The following is a 20,593-nucleotide window of genomic DNA, read 5'->3' on the forward strand; positions in this document are numbered from 1 at the left end:
ATTATTTAAAGATTGGTTATTGTTAAAATGTTAAGTTGACGCCAAGAATTATTCTGCGTTCATTACTTGGATAATTACCCAGATCTGTTCCTATGCCGTTTGAGGTTACTGATTGTAGCTCAGGATCTAATCCAGAATATTTAGTTATTGTAAATAGATTGGATCCCTGTACATATACATGCAATTTCTCTACACCTACGGCTTTGAGCTGTTGTGAATTAAAGGTATACCCCAACTGTGCCATCCGGCATTTTAGAAAAGATCCGCTTTCAACATACCAGGAGTTAACTGCCCCGTCTGTGCTAAAAGTGCTTACAGCTTCGGCAATAGGTGTTTTGGGATTAAGGTTAGTTGGTGACCAGGAATTATTTAACAGATCCTTGCTCTTGTTGCCGGTCAAAGTGCTGTAAAAGTCCGTCCAGTATTTGATGTAGTTATAATCTTTGTTTCCGTACGAACCATACAATACCATACTGAAATCAAATCCCTTATAGCCTAATGACAAATTAACACCATAGGTAAAATTGGGATTCGGATTTCCAATATTAACACGGTCGGCATCGGTAATTTTGCCATCACCATTGGTATCGGCATACTTAAAACGACCGGGAGCAGCATCGGGCTGTTTTGCCGAGTTAGTAACATCTGCAGCACTGGAGAAATAACCGATCACTTTATATCCATAAAAAGATCCAATTGGCGATCCGACTGCATCCCGTGTGATAAACCCATTACGTACGGAGTTTACAAATATGGGTGATGCTAAGTCGTCTACATTATTTTTGTAGCTGGTGATATTGGTGCCTATACTGAATTTTACTTCCCTGCCTAAAGTGCCATGATAAGTGGCTGAGGCATCGAATCCTTTATTTGAAACTTGCCCTACATTAACATACGGCGGTGTTCCGCTACCGGCAGTTGCAGGGAGAGGTACCTGGAATAATAAATTACTGCTTATCCGTTTGTACCATTCAACAGTCAGGTCTAAATGATTGAACAAGGCTGCATCAAACCCGATGTTTGTAGTTTTATCCGTTTCCCATGTAGTTTTAACATTGCCATAATTTGTCGCATAGAACCCGGCCTGTGCGGTGCTTATGGAGCCTGTTATTGGATAACTTGAATTTCCGGGATTGGTCGTATAGGAAGAGTAGGCATTATTTGCAAACACGTTACCGTTATAGCCGGACGAGCCGTAACTGCCGCGCAGCTTCAGGTCATTTAGCCAGGATACACTCTTTAGAAAATCTTCCTGTGAAATACGCCACGCTACCGAAACAGAAGGGAAAGTGCCATATTTCTGACCAGTATAAAATAATGACGAACCATCGCGGCGTATTGTTCCGGCAAGATAATATTTACTATTATAGTTATAGTCAATACGGCCAAACAATGATGTGCCAGTAAAATCCGTTACAAAATTTGTTGGTATACCGCTGGATGCAAGTATAGTGCCGGTGCCATTATTAATGCCTATAAACGAAGGATCTAATGAAAAGAAATTGGTTTGTGAGGCCTGTATAAACCTGCCATAAGCGTTAGTTAATTCAACACCGCCCAGGGCAGTAACCGAATGTTTTCCGAATGTCTCTTTGTAGTTTATAGTGTTGGTCCAATTATAATTACTGTTAAATCCGGCGCCTTCAGCAAACCCATTAGCATTGCTATGGCCTTCGCCGCTCCAATATGGGGTTTCAGTTATGTTGGTGCTTGAGTAATTGGTAACATTACCACCAATAAGGCTACGTACCGTAAAATACTTTAAAAAATCAACCTCGGCATAGGCGGCGCCTTCAATATTCCAGCTTTTGCCTTGATTATTTCGGAATGAATTCATCATGGCAACCGGGTTAACAGCATTGCCAAGCTGAGTTGGACCATCCCAGGTACCACCATAATTGCCTTTTATATCATATACAGGTATCTGTGGTTCCATACGATAGGTCATAGATATTGCATTGCCTTCATTTTGGTTACCATTGGAAAATCCGGGGTTTTCGATATAGAAAATTTGAGCGCTTTCTCCAACCCTGATATGATCAGTAAGACTAAAATTGGTGTTAATGCGTGCCTGGTACCGCTTTAGATAGCTTTCTATCAATGTTCCCTGCTGATTCGTATAGCCCAATGAAAACAGGTAGTTGTTTTTACCATTGGCGCCACTGGCGCTAAAGCTGTGCTGCTGAACCGGTGCTGAGTTGAAAACAGCATGGAACCAGTCAGTACCTTCTCCATTGTCAAATTTTTGGATCAGGTAGTCGTTTGCCGGATTATTAATGTCCAGCAGATAGTTGGAAGGATTGGCTCTCGGGTCACTGGCGCTGCCAACACCTTTTACCCCCGGGCCCTGAAAACCATAATCCTGGATACCGTTTACAACCAAAGTATTTTGCGGGTCAACCTTTTGTATCAGCCTCATGTAGTCGGCGCCATTGAGTACATTCCAGACATTGCCACCTTTTGGCGAGGCGCTGCCGTAAAAGGCATCATAGCTAAACCGGGTTTTACCCGCCTTCCCTTTTTTGGTAGTGATCACGATAACACCGTTGCCACCTCTAACACCATATATTGCAGTGGCTCCCGCATCCTTTAATACGGTAATGGATTCTATATCATTAGGATTAAGATTTGACATACCCCCGCTTGCTGCAACCATTGCCCCAGTCATACTATTAGTGGGTTGAATGCCTGGTTCCTGCACACCATCAATAACATACAATGGGGCAGAGTTACCCAGGTTACTTACACCGCGTACCAGCACCTGGCCCTGTGAACCTGGCTGACCGCTTGTTACTACAGTAACACCGGCTGCCTGGCCTTGCAGTAAGTTTTCCGCACTGGTTACGTTCAGTTGCCTGGCAGTAGCGATATCCACCGTTGCAACAGAACCGGATATATCTTTTTTGAGCTGAGTTTGATAACCGGTTACTACCACCTCATTCAAAGTGCTGTGTGTCTGTTCAATTGTAATTGTACCCAACGCAGCACTTGTGACCGGCACATTTTTGGGTTGATAGCCGATGAAAGATATGATCAATACATCCGAGATCTTAGCACTCACAGTGAATGCACCGTTAACATCTGTTACTACCCCTGTGGATGTACCTTTAATTTTTACAGTAGCGCCTATTACTGGTTGGTTGTCATCGCTGCTGATAACTTTACCGGTAATTTTTGTCTGGGCTGTAGCCGCCATTGAAAAGAGTATGCATAATAGCATTATGCAAATGCGCTCTTTTTTGTAGAGTAAACTTTTGAACATGAGGTTTATTTTTAGGTTAATGATTGATAGTCAATGGAAAATGACGAAAACAGAAAGGGATTATCAATATTCTTCTACCGGAAGTGACCTTCGCTGTAAATAAATCCGGGTAGGTGATATTAAAGCTATTAACTACCGAAAATGCTACGGAATATTCGTTGGAAATGGTTGTTGGTAGTTGATTGAACTAAAAAATCAATACGGATTTATAGTTGGAATTGAAAGCATCGGATGGAATAAAATAGAAAAAGGCCCCCATCCCGGAAGCCTTTTTCACCAACTAAATCTGTGCTCTATCTCAATCTCAAATCGACAAAGCCAGGACAAACATTTTAATAAAATATCCTTATTAAAACTGATGCAGACGTATAACCATTAACTACCGATAAAAAGCTGAAACTAGTGAACTGATCACCATTGGTATGGTAAATACCTGTTTTGGTGCCTTGCAAATGGTTTTTAATATTTTCTGTTTATAGACTATTAGCTAAAATTATATGGATGTCGTTCATTAGTCAAATGCTGTCGTTCTTACTCTGTAAGTTGCTGTTTGTCAATTTTTATTTAACATTTATAATTAATAGCGATCTTCACATAGTGGAAATAAAAAAGATATATCGTCATCTTCTTTTTTGGGTGGTTTATAGCATACAGGGTACTTTGCTTGAATATGCCTGGTTTTATTCAGTCTTCACCAAAAGTCATTCGCCCGGACATATAGTTCTGCTTGCCATTTATTTTAACCTGATCCTTTTGCCTTCCAAATTATTATTTACCTATTATGCTATATACGTTTTTGTAAATCATGGCTTAAAAAGATACTACAAGGTTTCAACCATACTATTTGAGTTAAGTATCGCGATGCTTTTAGCTGTGATATTTCACCGCGCTGTTACTGTTTATTATATCGATACTTTATCAAACCCTAAACATATCCCGGTTTTAGCGGATGTATTTGACCTGGCATGGTTATTTGTATCACTTTTGGATATAGGGTATGTTGCAGGTATTGCAGTAGGGTTAAAACTTTTCAGAAAGCAAATTATGAATCTCAGAAATGAGAAATATCTTGTTAAGGATAAGCTGGAAACCGAACTGAAATTTTTAAAGAACCAGATCAACCCCCATTTTTTATTTAATACGCTGAACAATATTTACGCACTGGCACGCAAAAAATCTGATAAAACTCCCGAAGTGGTAGTAAGATTATCAAAGCTGCTCCGGTTCATGCTTTATGAATCAGCTAAGGATTCAATACCAATATCAGAAGAGATCCAGATATTGGAAGATTATGTGCAACTGGAAAAGATTAGGCATAGTAACAGGTTAGATATATGTTTTTATAAGGAAATAGACAATTATAACCAGCCAATTGCTCCGTTGATTTTATTGCCTTTTATAGAAAATGCCTTCAAGCATGGCATAAATGAGACTATAAATGAAACCAGTATCGAAATAAAAATTGAATTAAAAGAAGGACAACTGGCATTTTTTGTAAAAAACAGTCACGAAGGTGAAGAAAGCAAGCCTGTTATTGAAAAAATAGGTTTAAGTAATGTGAGGCGCCAGCTGGAGCTCATGTATCATGATTTTTCATTGACTACGCGTAGCCTGGCGCAAACGTTTATTGTGGATTTGAACGTAAATCTGAATAAAAATGGAAAAATATAACTGCATCATCATTGAGGACGAGCCACTGGCAGCAGAAATATTGCAGGAATATATTGCAGATATTCCTTTTTTGAATTTAAAGAATACCTATAAAGACGCTTTGCGGGCATTGGAAGATATGCGTTCAAACGAAATTGACCTTATCTTTCTGGATATTAACTTACCTAAACTAAAAGGTTTTGACTTTATCCAAACCTTAAAAAACCCACCCCATATTATTATTACTACTGCTTATCACGAATATGCTTTGCAGGGATATGAACTAAATATAGTCGACTATTTGTTAAAGCCGATTGAGTTCAGCCGTTTTTTAAAGGCTGTGAACAAGTTGAAAATGCTGAATTCGCTTAAATCCTACTCATCTTCTGTATTCATTCCACAAGGCAGCAGTTATATGTTTGTTAATACCAGCAAGAAAAAGGTGAAGTTGCATTTTGAGGATATTCTTTATATAGAAAGTTTAAAAGAGTATATAAAGATCTATACCTCTGATAAGATCATAGTCACCAAATACCAGCTGGGGCAAATAGAAGAACATTTACCTAAAGGGGACTTTTTAAGGATACATCGATCTTTTATTGTCTCAAAAGAAAAGATAGAAGCATTTACCAGCAGCGAAATTGAAGTTGGTAATAAGCAATTGCCTATAGGGCGGAGTTACAAAGAATTAGTGAACAATTTATTACAGGGAATATCAGGCATTTAAGGAATCATCCCACTTTTTATAGCCTGGCGTTTTATAAAATAACATTACCGAAAAATATTAACGATAATAACAATGGAAAAACTCATCAAATTGGGGCGGATATTTTATGGCCTCGCAATAGCCGGCATCGGGTTTCAGCAAATTTTCTATGCAGATTTTCATCCAATGACGTTCCCGCCACAACATGCCTGGCTCCCCGGGCTTGCTATTTGGGCCTATGTAACCGGTGCTGCACTCATTATTGTGGGGGGAGCTATTGTTTTTGAAAAAAATGCCAGAACCGTAGCTCTTGTTTTAGGCGGTATTTTCTTTGCAATCTTTTGTTTCTATTATATTCCTTATGAGCTGATTGTTGATCCCTATTATAAACATTTGGGTGAATGGGGAAATGCAGAAAAAGAACTCGCTTTAGCTGGCGGGGCGTTTGTGGTTGCCGGCTCTTTTCATGACGATCACACAAATGTTCAGAAGAAATCCTTACTTATTAAGTTATTAGAAAAGCTAGTTCCTTTTGGGAGTATATTCTTTTCCATAACGATGATCAGCTTTGGTATTGACCATTTTTTGTATACAGCAGGTATTGCAACATTGGTACCTGCCTGGATACCCAACGCTATTTTCTGGACCTATTTTGCCGCAGTAGCATTGATCGGTGCTGGCATTGCGATCGTTTTTAGGATCAAGCTAAATATTTTTGCCACTTTGCTGGGAACAATGATCCTTATTTGGTTTATTATATTACATGTTCCCGTCTCAATAGCTCACCCTTTTACCGATAAAGGAAACGAAGTAACCAGCGCGTTTTCTGCGTTGGCATTTAGCGGAACTGCTTTTGTCATTTCAGGAATCAAAAGCGCTGTTTTTAACCTAAATAAAGCATATAAAAAAGCGTGAATGGTATGGTGGTTGGTTTAAGGCGTACCTAAGCTATTTTTAATTGAATTGGTTAATCTGGATATGGCCTTAATAAACCATGTGCAGTTTGAAAAAATGAGCCTCGTTCAGTTTGAATATAATGTTATTGCAATATTTAAAGAAGTTTTATGATGGCCGTTGAAAATGTTTTATTATGCAACAGGCTCTCAGATAGGTTGTTGTAAAATATTCATCTCACAACAACCTGACAATATAGGTTTTATCTATGCTATCATAAATAATATCGCTTTGATTTATATTGCTTGTAATAATAATTTTGCTGCATTAAAAACAACTGCTTTTTAAGCCAGAATTTTATGCAAAGAAGGATCGCACGGTTATTTCTCCTGATTTTTTTAATGCAGGTGACGCCACTGGGTGAATTTGCCAGGTTGCCATTATTAGTGCAGCATTATATGCAGCATAAACATTTGCATCCTGAAACAACAATTTATGGGTTTTTTAAAATGCATTATTTGGATAAAACTGTTGTAGATTCCGATTACGACCAGGATATGCAGCTACCTTTTAAAACAGTTCATGCGCATTTTGCCGTTCAAATGTCAATGCCACAGGCGTCATTAACATTGAGCAATGTTTTTTTTCCGTTAATTAAGGAAGATATTACTAACCTACAGTTCATATTACCCAACTCCTCGCTTTCCTCCATTTTTAAGCCACCTATAATGGCATCCTAAATAAATTCCAATATAAAATCTGTTTTCACTACAGATTAAGTTATTTTTTTATTGTTTAAGCAAATTATTTATGATTGACCGTATAATAGAATTTTCGGTCAGGAACAAGCTTATTGTGGGTATACTGGTGCTGCTTATGGTAGCTACCGGCATATATTCTGCCACACAATTGCCTGTGGATGCTGTTCCTGACATTACCAATAACCAGGTGCTCATTATAACCGTATCGCCCTCACTGGCGGCACCGGAGGTTGAGCGTTTAATTACCGCGCCTACTGAACGTTTGATGGCGTCATTGCCGGAATTAAAAGAAATGAGATCAATATCGCGGTTTGGCTTGTCCAACGTGACTGTTGTTTTTGATGATAATGTAGACATTACCCGTGCCCGTCAGCAGGTAGCCGAACGTTTGGGGCAGTTAAAAAGCATGATACCTCCCGGTATAGGTGAACCCGACATGGGGCCCGTAACTACAGGATTGGGTGAAGTATACCAATATTATGTTGTACCCAAACCCGGGTATGAAAATAAATATACCTTAACGGAGCTTCGAACAATTCAGGAATGGATTGTAAGGCGGCAACTGTTAGGGGTGCCAGGTGTTGCCGATGTAAGCAGCCTTGGCGGTACATTGAAGCAGTACCAGGTGGTTATTGACCCTGCAAAAATCAGAAGTTTAGGCATAACCCTTGATGAACTGTATAATGCTGTACAGCAAAATAATGAGAATTCAGGTGGCGCTTATATCGAAAAGGGGCCTAATGCTTATTATATCCGTACCGAGGGAATGGCCACAACGCTGGCAGACCTGCGCAGCGTCGAAGTTAAAAAGGTAAATGGTTTACCGTTAACCCTGGCAGATGTTGCAGAGGTAAAAGAGGGGCATTCTTTGCGCTTTGGAGCCATGTATAACGATAAATATGGTGAAGTATCAGGTGCCGTGGTGCTCATGCTTAAAGGTGCAAATGCCATGCAGGTTGTAGACCAGGTAAAGCAGCGTATTGAAGAAATAAAAACCAGGCTACCTGTTGGTGTTACTATTTTGCCCTATTATGAACGCAGCAAAATGGTTGGGAATTCTATATCTACCGTAAAACGAAACCTGATTGAGGGTGCCCTGATTGTGATTTTTGTATTGGTGTTATTTCTGGGTAATTTCCGTTCGGGACTTGTGGTGGCATCCGTTATTCCGCTTTCAATGCTTTTTGCATTGATCGTGATGAACGTATTTCATGTTTCTGCCAACCTGATGAGTTTAGGAGCATTGGATTTCGGCTTGATTGTAGATGGAGCGGTTATTATTGTTGAAGGTGTGATGCACCGCTTTAAGGAAAAAATCGCTAATCAGGTCACAGCGAAATTTTCTCAGTATGAAGTAAATCAGGAAGTTAAGGATTCTTCATCCCGATTGATGAACGCTGCCATTTTTGGTCAGATCATTATCCTGGTTGTTTACCTGCCCATTTTAAGTTTGCAGGAAATAGAAGGTAAAATGTTCAGGCCGATGGCCGAGACGGTGGCTTTTGCACTCGTTGGAGCATTTTTACTATCGCTCACCTATGTGCCGATGATGACTGCGCTGACCATCAAAAAGAAAGCGACAAAGAAGATCAATTTCGCCGATAAGATGATGGCTGTCATACAAAAGGGCTATACACCTTTATTGAGTAAAGTTCTTAGTTATCCGAAATCCATTATGCTGATAGCGATTGGATTAATCGTGTTTGCATACATGGTATTTAACAAGTTGGGTGGTGAATTTATACCGCAACTGGAGGAAGGTGATTTTGCTATTGACGCCCGGTTTTTACCGGGAACTTCCTTAACACAAACCATTAAGGGTATGCAAATGGCCAGTGCGGAGCTGAAAAAATTCCCTGAAGTTCAGCAGGTTACTTGTCGTATCGGATCTGCTGAAATACCTACCGACCCTATGTCACTGGAGCAGTGTGATATTTTTGTAACCCTGAATGATAAAGACACCTGGACAACCGCTCATGATTATCCTGCACTGGAAGATACGATGAGCAAACGTTTGTCACAAGTGCCTGGCTTAAACTTTGGTTTTGAATATCCTGTGCAGATGCGCTTTAACGAACTGATATCGGGCGCAAAGCAGGATGTGGTTGTAAAAATATATGGCGATGACCTGCAGCAACTGGCGCACCAGGCGGGCCAGTTAAGTGGTATAGTAGCAAAAGTAAAGGGCGCTGTTGATGTGACCACTGAAAAAATAACCGGACTGCCTCAGTTGGTAGTACACTATAACCGGGCTGCATTAGCTCAATATAATGTAAGCATCAGCCAGGTGAACCATATCTTAAATGCCACATTTGCGGGTGAAAAAGCCGGCAGTATTTATGAAGGTGAGCGGCAGTTTGATTTAGTACTTCGGATAGCTGATTCAGTAAGGTCTAATATGGATCAGATTGGGCAATTACAGATCAATACACCCGGAGGTATGCAGGTGCCGCTTAATCAGCTGGCAGATATTTCGTTAAAAGAAGGCCCTAATCAGATTCAACGTGATAACGGTCAGCGCCGGGTATCCGTTTCATTTAATGTCAGGGGCAGGGATGTGGAAAGTGTAGTCAAAGAACTGCAGCAACAGGTGCATCAAAGTTTAAAGTTACCCCCAGGATATTATGTAGAATATGGCGGACAATTTCAAAGTTTGAATTCGGCTAAAAAACGTTTATCGATCGCCGTTCCGGCATCACTTTTTTTTATATTTATTCTGCTGTATTTTGCTTTTAAACAGTTTAAAGAAGCACTGATTGTATTTTCTGCCATCCCACTAGCGGCCACCGGTGGTGTTTTTGCCTTATGGTTGCGCGGAATGGCTTTCAGTATATCTGCCGGTGTTGGCTTTATTGCTCTTTTCGGGGTAGCCGTACTTAACGGAATTGTATTGATTACGGAGTTTAATCGCCTAAAGAAGGAGGGGGTTGATGATCCGGATGAACGGATACGTAAAGGTACATCCAACAGACTCCGTCCCGTTTTAATGACAGCTACCGTAGCGTCGTTGGGCTTCTTTCCAATGGCTATATCTACCCACGCCGGTGCTGAAGTGCAAAGACCATTGGCTACAGTTGTTATTGGCGGCCTTATTACGGCTACATTGCTTACACTGGTTGTTTTACCTGCATTGTATAAACTATTTGGCTTCAAATCCAAACCCTCAAAGCTTTCAGGTAAATTAATCAAAACTTTAACAGCAACAACAATTATTATGCTGTTCGTTTTGCCGGCCTATTCACAAATACAGGGCGAGAAAATTAAAGTTGATGATGCCGTTAAACAAGCACTATTGCATAATTCCTCAATTCTGTCTGCTCAGGATCAAACGCGGGCATCAAAAGCTAATATTGGAACGGCCTACGATATTCCTAAAACCCAGGTGAATTTTGATGCAGGTAAAATAAATAGCTCAAATACAGACAACCGAATCGCAGTTAACCAAACCTTTGCGCTGCCATTTTATTACAGTAATCAGCGCAATTATTTAAATGCAGAAAGTGGTTTAACCGCATTGCAGGAAGAATCTTTGAAAAATCAAATCGCTTACCAGGTTCGTGATGTGTATTTGCAAATGGCCGCTTCCCTGGCTAAATTAAAGTTGTTAACTGAGCAGGATTCAATTTATGCATCGGTAATTAAATTGGAGCAGCTAAGATTAAACACAGGTGAATCATCAAAGATAAACCTGACCAGCGCGGAAGCGAGGGCGGGTATGCTTAAAAACCAAAGACGGACGTTGGAATCGGAAATCAATGTATTGCAAAGCCGTTTGCAGGTTTTGATGGGCAGCAATTCATTGTTTTTACCCGATGATCAAACGCTGCCGGCCTGGCAAACTATCTTCCAGCCGGATTCAGCAACTGCGCTGCAAAATCCTGAAGTAAAGCAGGCCCGGCAACAGATAAGCATCTATGACTGGAAAACTAAATTAAGCAGATCAAGGGGATTACCCGAAATAAACCTTGGATACAGCAATCAAAGTTTTAGCGGACCGGACATTAACAATGCCAATATTATTTTATCACAGGGTAACCGCTTTTCATCTTTTTTGGTTGGTGTGAACATTCCCTTATTTTTCGGACAGTATAAGGCTGCGGCACGGTCTTCAAATTACCAGAAGAAATCAGCTGAGTATGCCTTCAGTGAGAAGCGAACTGAATTTACAGGCCAATGGCGGCAAGCATATCAGCGCTATGTTCAACAACTGCAGGCACTTAATTATTATGAATCATCTGCACTTAAACAGGCCGATGAAATACTGCATACAGCAACCTTATCCTTTAGCAACGGTGGGATCAGCTACCTTGAATGGGCCAATTTGTATAGTCAGTCAGTTCAATTACGAACAGACAGGCTTGATGCACTTTTACAATTAGATCAATCTATTAATATGCTCTGGTATTTCCAGGGCCAAACAGAAAAACCATGAAAATCAACTATATTGTACTCTTTTCCTTGTTTTTAGCAGCTTGCAGCACAAAACAGAAAGAAAAAAATCAGGATAAAAAAGATGCTGTTTCAGTACAACAGCAGCAACCGAAGGATAAAAGCAATGCTATAATTTTCACACCTGAAAAAGTAAAAAACGGCGGGATTGATACGGGTCATATACCTATGCACAGGCTGGCTGCTTCCATACACGTAAACGGTCAGGTTGATGTACCGCCCGAAAACTTAATAGCAGTAAATATCCCATTTGGCGGCTTTCTGAAAAGTACTACAATGCTGCCCGGAGAACCTGTACGCAAGGGCCAGGTAATTGCCGAAGTGGAGAACCAGGATTACATCACCCTGCAACAGGATTACCTGACTGCTGCAAGCAAAACTACCTTTTTGAAGCAGGAGTTAGAGCGCCAGCGCGTATTAAGCGCACAACAAGCCAGTCCCCTTAAGCTTTATCAGCAATCGCTGGCTGATTTTAATAGCCAGCAGGCACAATTATGCGGCCTGGCACAAAAGCTTATCATGCTGGGTATAAATCCGCAGAAGCTTACACCGGCAGCCATAAAGCCTATTATTTATATCACTTCGCCCATTACCGGTTATGTTTCAAAAGTAAATGTTAACATAGGGAAGTATGTAAATCCAACAGATGTACTAATGGAATTGGTTAATACCGATGATATTCATGCTGCTCTAACTGTTTATGAACAGGATATAGCTAAAATAGCCATTGGTAATTCTGTAAAAATAAACTTACCCGGCATTCCTGATAAAACCTATCCCGGAAAGGTAATTCTGATTGGCCGTATGCTGGACACCGGCCATAGTGTGATGGTGCATTGTCATTTTTTAAAAACCGACAAAAACATCTTGCCTAATATGTTTTTACAGGCTACTATTGAAACCCGGCCTCAAAATACATTAGCAGTGCCTGAAGACGCTATTGTGAATTATGGAGGCCAACGCTGTATGTTTATGTCCACTTTGCATGGCAAGGATATATTGTTTAATATGATCCCGGTAAATGTTGGAGTTCAGCAGGATGGCTGGTGTCAAATTCAGTTAAGCAAACCCGAATTAAAGGATAGGTCATTTGTTCTGAAAGGCGCTTTTTCTATCTTATCAGCCATGAAAAATGTTGGAGATAATGATAATTGAGGGAAGAAACCAAGTAAAGCGGCCGAAAAATTGAATTATTATTTGACCTCAACAAGTGCTTACAAAAGACAGCCATTTTTAAACGCTTTGGATATGAATATAGTGTTGTATTAAGTTTTCTTATTAACCGCTAAAGTAGAAGACACATAATCTTTTGGTCCCTGGTTTGTGCCAGGGTGGGAATCGAACCAGGGGCCAAAAGTTAGCGACATATTAAATGCGCTCCATTTTTTTTGACTTTCGACTTTGGATTTATCAAACAATAAGTGAGCTGCCGATTTTTTAACCGGCTGGTTGTTTTATATGCCCTAGTCCACTTAAAAGGCGCATTTGTTCCGTAAATTGGTTCGAAACCCACACACTGTGGGAACATGCAGAAAGGTTTTATATAGTCTTCTTTATTCTTCAAATATAACAACAGTGTTACATTACGTTTAATATCAGCTTTACATTGCACGCCTATCTTTGAGACGCAATGATTACAAGTTTGGCAGATGACGAGTTGCTGAGGAGGATTCAAATGGATGATCAGCAAGCTTTTTCGGTAGTTGTTTACCGCTATAATGTGAGGCTTTACAGGATTGTGTACGGCCGGGTGCGGATGGAAGATGATGCAAAGGATATCGTACAGGAAATATTTATTTCTCTCTGGAATAATCGTCACCAAATCCAGTTTGGTGCTGCTTTATACCCATATCTGTCCAAGTCTGCTTTTTATGCTGTTATTGACTGGCAACTGCTTCATAAAAAAAATATCTCCAGGCACCATTTATTGCTTGAAAAAGACGAACCGTCTGTATTCCCGGTAGAAAATCATGTAATTGCAAATGAGTTAAGGCAGGAACTAATGAAGGAAGTAGAAAAGATGCCTGACACAACCAAAACAGTTTTTCGCATGAGCCGGATTGAACAAAAATCGGTAAAGGAAATAGCAATAACACTGCAGTTATCTGAACAAACTGTGAAAAACAATATCTCCATAGCACTTAAACAGCTTCGTAAGCGAATGGTCAGCAATAAGCTCTCCCTGTTGCTTTTTTTTATCCTGATAAAAGGTATTCTTTAAATTTTGCTAATACTTCCCGTATGCGATATTGTTAATATAGGCTTAATATAAGCATAGCAATTTAGTAACGGTACATCCTGGTTCTTTTTCAGACTATACTGATGAATGGACACATCATCAGAAAAGGAAAAGGCCATAGCGCTCCTTCAAAAATACAAGGCCGGTTTATGCACTCCGGAAGAAATAGCCCGTATCAGGCAGTGGTATGATTCTTTTGAGGATTTGTCACATAGTCTGAATACTGAAGATGCACAGTTGGCTGCAGACGAAGCTGCTGAACAGGCACTGGTTAAACTTTTTGGTGAAAATAATGCACAAGGGCCGGATGTTAAAAAAGCAGGTCTCGTTTATTACTTATTACGGATCGCCGCCTGTTTAGTAGTTGGGGGCACGCTGTACTTCATTGCTGGTAAATTCAAAAGAGCACAACCCAATTTAATTACTTATAGTAAATATAGTACACGAAAAGGTGAGCGGAGAGAAATTCAGCTTTCAGATGGGTCTGTGGTTACGCTTAATGCAGCCTCAACTATTCAAATCGCGTCAGATTTTGGTGTGAAAAAGCGAGACGTACTGTTGCAGGGCGAGGCGTTTTTTCAGGTAAGTAAAGATAAAACCCGTCCGTTTATTATTAGAACAGGAAAAATATATACCCGTGTTGTAGGAACCTCTTTTAATATCAACGCTTATGCTGATGAAAATCTGATTAGCGTTGCGGTAGCCACAGGGAAGGTTCAGGTTGAAAAAGAAGAGGCCAAAGGGAAGACAGTGATCGGCAGGGATCTCACGCATAACCATCTGCTGGTATATGATCTGAAGAAAGATACTTACAACCAGACATTGGCAGATGCCGACACGCTGAGCGCATGGAAAACAAACAAACTAGTATTTAATCAAGCTTCTATAGCACAGATAGCCCGAATTCTTGAAAGGGCCTATAATATCCCAATTGTACTTACCGGCAAGCCCAGGAAGCCAGGCTTTTATACCGTAACATTTGATAATTGCTCACTGCAAAAGCTGTTACCATTGCTGGCAAACTTGTCCGGGATAACTTATGAGCTAAAAGATCAGCAACTGATCGTGAATATTCAAAACTGCAGATAAGATGCTGCAGGTTCCACATTTAAAACAATAAAATATATGTAGAAAGGGTCGATTAAAAAAAGTACAGGAAATGCGCCAACATTCCCTGTACAATACCCTGCCGCTGTAGCAGCCGCAGGAATTTAACAATTACGGAATCATTAAATATTAACAAAAATGCGAATAAATATTTACAAAAATATAGCCATACCCCATACCATCAATTTTCTTTTTAAGGTTATGCGTATACAATTTATTATTATACTGCTATTTCAAACCGTGTGTATGGCCGGTACCCTAAAAGGCCAAACCATGAATAATACCAGGATAAGCTTAAATGCTCATGATATTTCTTTGAAAGCGGCTTTTTCTGCCATAGAACAAGAAACAGAATTTTCCCTGGGTTATAACGCGAAGGATATTAACACCAACCAAATGGTGGACATTTCTGCCGTAGATGAACCTGTGTTTGTTATCCTGAAAAAACTCCTTAAAGGTTATAAAGGAGAAATTAGCCAGGTGAGCGACCGGAATATCTTTCTGAAAGTAAAACGAAGCGAGCCGAGTGAAACGCCTGTTGTGCAGGAAGACGTTGAGGTGGTTAAAGTAACCGGGCGTGTAACTGACGATACAGGGCTGCCACTGCCCGGGGTATCAATATTCGAAAAGGGCGGCAAAAGCTCCACCGCTACAGACAATAACGGAAATTATAGCATCAGCGTGCCGGATCACGCAATGCTTATTTTCCGCTTTATTGGTTACACTGCACAGGATCAAATCGTTGCGATGAAAGAAGGAAACGCGGTAACCATGGACATAATTATGAAAGCCGCTAATAACGGCCTTAAAGAAGTTGTGGTGGTAGGATACGGTACTCAAAAAAAGGTAGACTTAACGGGTGCTATATCAACAGTTAGCGGGGATGTGTTGGCTGACAGGCCTACGCCAAACGTTGCAAGAGGATTAGAAGGGGTAGTACCTAATTTAAATATTGTGCTGACTGATGGTAAGCCCATACGGTCCCCAACATTTAACATCAGGGGAACTACCTCCATCGGAGGCGGAGGATCGGCGTTGGTATTAATTGATGGTGTGCCTGGTGATCCAAGCTTGTTAAATCCTAATGATATTGATAACATATCTGTTTTAAAAGATGCCGCATCAAGTGCTATTTATGGAGCAAGAGGTGCTTATGGGGTGGTACTGATTAATACAAAAAATCCAAAGAAGGAAAAAACGACGGTTAATTTTAATGCCAGTTATACGATTAATCAAAAGACAGTAGATCCTTCTGTTGTAAGCAATGGATATGAATGGACCCAAAACTTCGTAAATTCTTATACGGCCTGGTACGACTATCGGTCCCAGCCTACTACAATTAATGGGGTTTTACCGTATACTCCTGCTTATCTGGATTCATTAAAAGCAAGGGTAACAAATCCCTCGCTGCCACAGGTAACGGTAGATCCCGCTACCGGAAAATATGTTTATTATGGCAATACCGATTGGTATAAACAATTATACAGACAATCAATGCCTGCGACAGACTATTCATTAAATATTGCAAGCAGCACTAAAAACAGTAGCTTTTATATATCTGGCCGCGATTATAATCAAAAAGGGATATATACTTATAATCCTGATGACTTTAGCCGGTATAATCTTCGCATGAAAGGTACTGTAAATATTACGCCCTGGCTGACCCTGTCAGATAACCTGGATTTTAATGCTTATAAGTATTTCTATCCTCTTACAAATGGCAATGCACCGGTTACGCGATACCTGGATATTACTGCAGCACCAGTAGGGATATTGCGAAACCCAGATGGATCGTTAACTCCTTCATCTTATTACTCAGTTGGTGATTTAGCTACAGGAAACGATCATTCAAACACCAACCAAATGTATATAAGAAACACGGTGTCGTTAAATGCTGATCTGATTAAGAATTATTTAAACCTAAAGGCCGATTTTTCATACGCACATACGAATTACAACGTATTGTCACAATTTTATCCGGTGAGCTACAGCGCAGGCCCGGGTCTTACCGGCCAGAGCGTTAATAATTATTTGAATAATTCAAGCACTATTACTAATTATTGGGCTACCAACATTTACGCAGAGGGAAAAAAGAGTTTTGGAAAACATTCATTTAAACTTCTTGCGGGAACAAATATTGAAGACAATACAATTAATATGAATAGTTATCAGAGAGACGGGCTGATCGACCCTTCATTGCCTGATTTCAATTTATTAAATGGAACAAATTATACCATTACCGGGGGTGGTAACGAATGGACCATTGCCGGTTTTTTCGGAAGGTTAAACTATGATTATGACGAAAAATATTTATTGGAAATAAATGGAAGATATGACGGTTCATCGAAGTTTCCGTCCTATTCGCAATTCGGATTTTTCCCTTCCGTTTCTGCAGGTTGGATAATGTCTAAAGAAAAGTTTATGTCGTTTGCATCAAACTGGCTGGATATGTTTAAGTTCAGGGCTTCCTTTGGCAGCTTAGGCAACGGTAACATTAATCCCTACCAGTTTATTCCTCAAATGGCTGTTGCCCAATCAACCACAACAGCTATCAATGGAGCTTATCCAACTTATACGAGAAATCCTAATGTTTTACCTGACAACCTAACCTGGGAAACTTCAACCACTATTGATGGTGGAGTAGACTTTGCCATGTTTAATAATAGGTTCTCAGGTTCTTTTGATTATTATTCAAGGGCTACCACAGGAATGTTTACGCCTAGCCAGCCTTTACCGGCAACCTTCGGTGCAGCGGTTCCTAACGGCAACTATTCTAATCTGCGAACCAATGGATGGGACCTTTCTTTAAATTGGAGCGATCATATTTCCAAATCGGTAAGGTACTCGGTAGGGATTGTTTTGTCTAATTATACTGCAACAATTACTAAATACAATAATCCAAACGGAGTTCTTCCTTATGGCGGCGTGAATACCTACTATAAAGGCGAAAAAGTTGGAGATATTTGGGGATTTACCACCCAGGGCTTGTATACTGCGGAGCAGCTTGCCGGGCCGCATCCCAATCAAACAAACTATATCGTCGTATCTAATTCAAATATCCCGCTACCAGGCGATGTTATGTTCAAGGATATAAATGGTGATGGCGCAATAAATATAGGCAAGGGTACTTTGGCAGATCACGGAGATTTAAGCGTTATTGGGAATTCAACACCGAAACTGCCTTATGGCGTTAACCTTGGTTTATCAGTTAAAAACTTCTCATTTAGTGCTTTCATTCAGGGAGTGGGTCATCTTGACTGGTGGCCGGGAACAGATGCAGGCCTGTTTTGGGGACAATACAACCGCCCTTATGGATCGATACCCACCAGCATGCTGGCTAATGTTTGGTCGCCAAGTAATCCTGATGCATATTTCCCAAGATACAGGGGATATGTTGCTTTAAGCGGTACAAGAGAACTGGCAGTAGTACAAACCAGGTATTTACAAAATGCTGCTTACACCAGATTAAAGAACGTTAACCTTACCTACACTCTTCCTCAAAGCCTGGCATCAAGACTAAAAATGAGCAGTGCAAAGATTTTCTTCACCGGTCAAAATCTGTTAACCTTTACACCATTGCATAAGTACGCCCCGAATTACGATCCGGAAGTTATTTATGGTTCAGATCCGGAAGTTAACCCAGCTGCTAATATCGGTAACGGATACTCTTATCCTATGTTAAAGTCTTACACATTAGGTATTAATTTAACTTTTTAGACCTTTTAAAAAAACATATGAAAAAGTTCATTTTATTTTTCACCATCCTTTCTATCCTCGGGTTTACGAGTTGTCAAAAATTTTTAGATAAACAACCGTTCTCGAGCCTTACGCCCAGTCAGGTATTTCAAAGCAGCGGCGATTTGGCGCTATACGTAAATTCTTTTTATGTTGACCAAATTCCCAGCGCCGCTACTATTACAGGCACAGATAACACCTCTGATTATATTACCGGCAACACTATTCCGCCATTGATGTCTGCATCTACTAATGCAAATAATCCTGTAGCAGACCCTGCCGGAGGGTGGACATGGACAGTTCTGAGAAATATTAATTATTTCCTGGACAACGACAATAGCAGTAAAGTACCTGCCGCTGTTAGAAATAATTACAACGGTATTGCTAAATATTTTAGGGCCTTATTTTACTACAGGATGCTGAAGCAATATGGAGATGTGCCCTGGTACAGTCATGCAGTTGCACCCGGGGATAGCAGTTTGTATAAACCAAGAGATCCGAGAACTTTAGTAGCAGACTCTATTGTAGCTGATTTAGATTTTGCCATTAACAACGTAACGACAACAAAAGATGCAGGTAGTTCTACCATCACCAAGTGGGTAGCTTTGGCTCTCAAATCAAGATTTTGTTTGTTTGAAGGTACATTTAGAAAGTATCATACTGAATTGAATTTAACACAGACAGCATCTGCTTTTTTAACTGAATCATTAGATGCTTCGACTCAAATTATGAGTTCAGGTAATTACAAGTTACATAATACCGGCAATCCTGGTTCAGATTACAGAGCGTTGTTCACAACAGAAGCACCATGGAGCGATGAAGTTTTGCTGGCTTCTGTTTACAGCAGTAAATTAAAATTGTATAGCTCATTAAACTCACTTTTTACAAGTCCGACCCTGGGTTTTAGAAGCAGCTTAAACAAGGTGTTTGTTAATTGCTATTTGAATGCAGATGGTACCAGGTTCACCGATAAAAGCGGATATGATACAATTTCGTTTGTAAATGAAGTAAAGAACCGGGATGCCAGATTACAGCAAACCATCCGTTGCAACGGTTATAAAAGAGCAGACGGCTCGGCTGCCCCTCCGGACTTTTCTTATACTTACACCGGTTATGATATTTTAAAATTCACCCTCGACGATAAAACTTTGGATTATAGTTCATTGAATACCAACTCTATTCCTATATACCGTTATGCAGAAATTCTTTTAAATTATGCGGAAGCAAAGGCAGAGTTGGGGCAGTTTACCAGTGCAGATTGGGCTACCACAATCCAGCCAATCAGGCAAAGAGCCGGCATTGCTAATGCCCCTTTCCCAATAACAGCAGATCCTTATTTAACTACCAATTATTTCCCGAATATATCCGACCCTGTATTATCAGAAATCAGAAGAGAACGCGGAGTAGAACTATTTGATGAGGGAATGAGATTTGATGACATCAAAAGATGGAAAGAAGGACCGATGATGTCTTTGCCTTACCTGGGTATGTATGTTCCAGCAATGAACACTTATTATGCAACCAACGGCGATGGGGTATTGAATGTTGACTTTGTTTCAGCGGCGCCTACGCCCACAGTACCAGGCGTGTTTTATTATCTGGTTCCGGTTACTGCGGCAAATCTTACAAATGGCACCACAGGTAACATTCATTGGCTGCCAAACTATGATACACAGAGGGCGTGGAATGATAAATATTATTATTATCCAATTCCAACTTCGGAGCTGGTATTAAATCCAAGATTGAAGCAAAACACGGGTTGGTAAACTCAAAGCAATTTAAAAATCTCT

The 20,593-nt window shown here is 40.2% G+C and carries 11 protein-coding genes; 10 read left to right on the forward strand and 1 reads right to left on the reverse strand.

Annotation, left to right across the window (positions count from 1 at the left end):
• Positions 1-22: 22 nt before the first annotated feature.
• Positions 23-3,262 (reverse strand): SusC/RagA family TonB-linked outer membrane protein, encoded by a 3,240-nt coding sequence (locus ACPPVU_RS04030; protein ID WP_426670412.1) that lies wholly within the window; start codon positions 3,260-3,262, stop codon positions 23-25.
• A 597-nt stretch (positions 3,263-3,859) separates the two neighbouring features.
• Here ACPPVU_RS04030 and ACPPVU_RS04035 point away from each other — a divergent pair.
• The 10 genes from ACPPVU_RS04035 to ACPPVU_RS04080 all read left to right on the forward strand — a co-directional run bounded on the left by ACPPVU_RS04035 (position 3,860) and on the right by ACPPVU_RS04080 (position 20,569).
• Complete coding sequence (locus tag ACPPVU_RS04035; protein ID WP_426670413.1) at positions 3,860-4,933, forward strand: sensor histidine kinase; 1,074 nt, start codon at positions 3,860-3,862, stop codon at positions 4,931-4,933.
• On the forward strand, positions 4,920-5,639 hold the full coding sequence (locus ACPPVU_RS04040; protein WP_426670414.1) for a LytR/AlgR family response regulator transcription factor: 720 nt from the start codon (positions 4,920-4,922) through the stop codon (positions 5,637-5,639). The genes ACPPVU_RS04035 and ACPPVU_RS04040 overlap by 14 nt, the downstream gene beginning before the upstream one ends.
• 72 nt (positions 5,640-5,711) lie before the next feature.
• Complete coding sequence (locus ACPPVU_RS04045; protein WP_426670415.1) at positions 5,712-6,533, forward strand: hypothetical protein; 822 nt, start codon at positions 5,712-5,714, stop codon at positions 6,531-6,533.
• A gap of 338 nt (positions 6,534-6,871) precedes the next feature.
• Entirely contained in the window at positions 6,872-7,252 is a 381-nt protein-coding gene (locus ACPPVU_RS04050; protein ID WP_426670416.1) for a hypothetical protein, read from the forward strand.
• A 70-nt stretch (positions 7,253-7,322) separates the two neighbouring features.
• Positions 7,323-11,705, forward strand: a complete 4,383-nt coding sequence (locus ACPPVU_RS04055) for a CusA/CzcA family heavy metal efflux RND transporter (protein WP_426670417.1) — start codon at positions 7,323-7,325, stop codon at positions 11,703-11,705.
• Positions 11,702-12,877 (forward strand): efflux RND transporter periplasmic adaptor subunit, encoded by a 1,176-nt coding sequence (locus ACPPVU_RS04060; protein WP_426670418.1) that lies wholly within the window; start codon positions 11,702-11,704, stop codon positions 12,875-12,877. Before ACPPVU_RS04055 ends, ACPPVU_RS04060 begins: the two co-directional genes overlap by 4 nt.
• 475 nt (positions 12,878-13,352) lie before the next feature.
• Positions 13,353-13,943 carry an RNA polymerase sigma factor gene (locus tag ACPPVU_RS04065; RefSeq protein ID WP_426670419.1) on the forward strand — a complete coding sequence of 197 codons (591 nt, stop codon included), beginning with the start codon at positions 13,353-13,355 and terminating at the stop codon, positions 13,941-13,943.
• A 105-nt stretch (positions 13,944-14,048) separates the two neighbouring features.
• The gene (locus ACPPVU_RS04070; RefSeq protein WP_426670420.1) at positions 14,049-15,050 is read left to right on the forward strand and encodes a FecR family protein; all 1,002 of its coding nucleotides are present in this window, start codon (positions 14,049-14,051) and stop codon (positions 15,048-15,050) included.
• Between the two features lie 156 nt (positions 15,051-15,206).
• Positions 15,207-18,785: a SusC/RagA family TonB-linked outer membrane protein gene (locus ACPPVU_RS04075; RefSeq protein ID WP_426670421.1), complete on the forward strand. Its 3,579-nt coding sequence runs from the start codon at positions 15,207-15,209 to the stop codon at positions 18,783-18,785.
• A 17-nt stretch (positions 18,786-18,802) separates the two neighbouring features.
• Positions 18,803-20,569: a RagB/SusD family nutrient uptake outer membrane protein gene (locus tag ACPPVU_RS04080; protein ID WP_426670422.1), complete on the forward strand. Its 1,767-nt coding sequence runs from the start codon at positions 18,803-18,805 to the stop codon at positions 20,567-20,569.
• Positions 20,570-20,593 lie beyond the last annotated feature (24 nt).

It is taken from the genome of Mucilaginibacter sp. McL0603, assembly GCF_049992945.1.
Classification (GTDB): domain Bacteria; phylum Bacteroidota; class Bacteroidia; order Sphingobacteriales; family Sphingobacteriaceae; genus Mucilaginibacter.

Coding starts and splice junctions, on each gene's coding strand:
- ACPPVU_RS04030 (WP_426670412.1), bottom strand. CDS start 3,262: ATGTTCAAAAGTTTACTCTACAAAAAAGAGCGCATTTGCATAATGCTA.
- ACPPVU_RS04040 (WP_426670414.1), top strand. CDS start 4,920: ATGGAAAAATATAACTGCATCATCATTGAGGACGAGCCACTGGCAGCA.
- ACPPVU_RS04045 (WP_426670415.1), top strand. CDS start 5,712: ATGGAAAAACTCATCAAATTGGGGCGGATATTTTATGGCCTCGCAATA.
- ACPPVU_RS04050 (WP_426670416.1), top strand. CDS start 6,872: ATGCAAAGAAGGATCGCACGGTTATTTCTCCTGATTTTTTTAATGCAG.
- ACPPVU_RS04055 (WP_426670417.1), top strand. CDS start 7,323: ATGATTGACCGTATAATAGAATTTTCGGTCAGGAACAAGCTTATTGTG.
- ACPPVU_RS04060 (WP_426670418.1), top strand. CDS start 11,702: ATGAAAATCAACTATATTGTACTCTTTTCCTTGTTTTTAGCAGCTTGC.
- ACPPVU_RS04065 (WP_426670419.1), top strand. CDS start 13,353: ATGATTACAAGTTTGGCAGATGACGAGTTGCTGAGGAGGATTCAAATG.
- ACPPVU_RS04070 (WP_426670420.1), top strand. CDS start 14,049: ATGGACACATCATCAGAAAAGGAAAAGGCCATAGCGCTCCTTCAAAAA.
- ACPPVU_RS04075 (WP_426670421.1), top strand. CDS start 15,207: ATGCGAATAAATATTTACAAAAATATAGCCATACCCCATACCATCAAT.
- ACPPVU_RS04080 (WP_426670422.1), top strand. CDS start 18,803: ATGAAAAAGTTCATTTTATTTTTCACCATCCTTTCTATCCTCGGGTTT.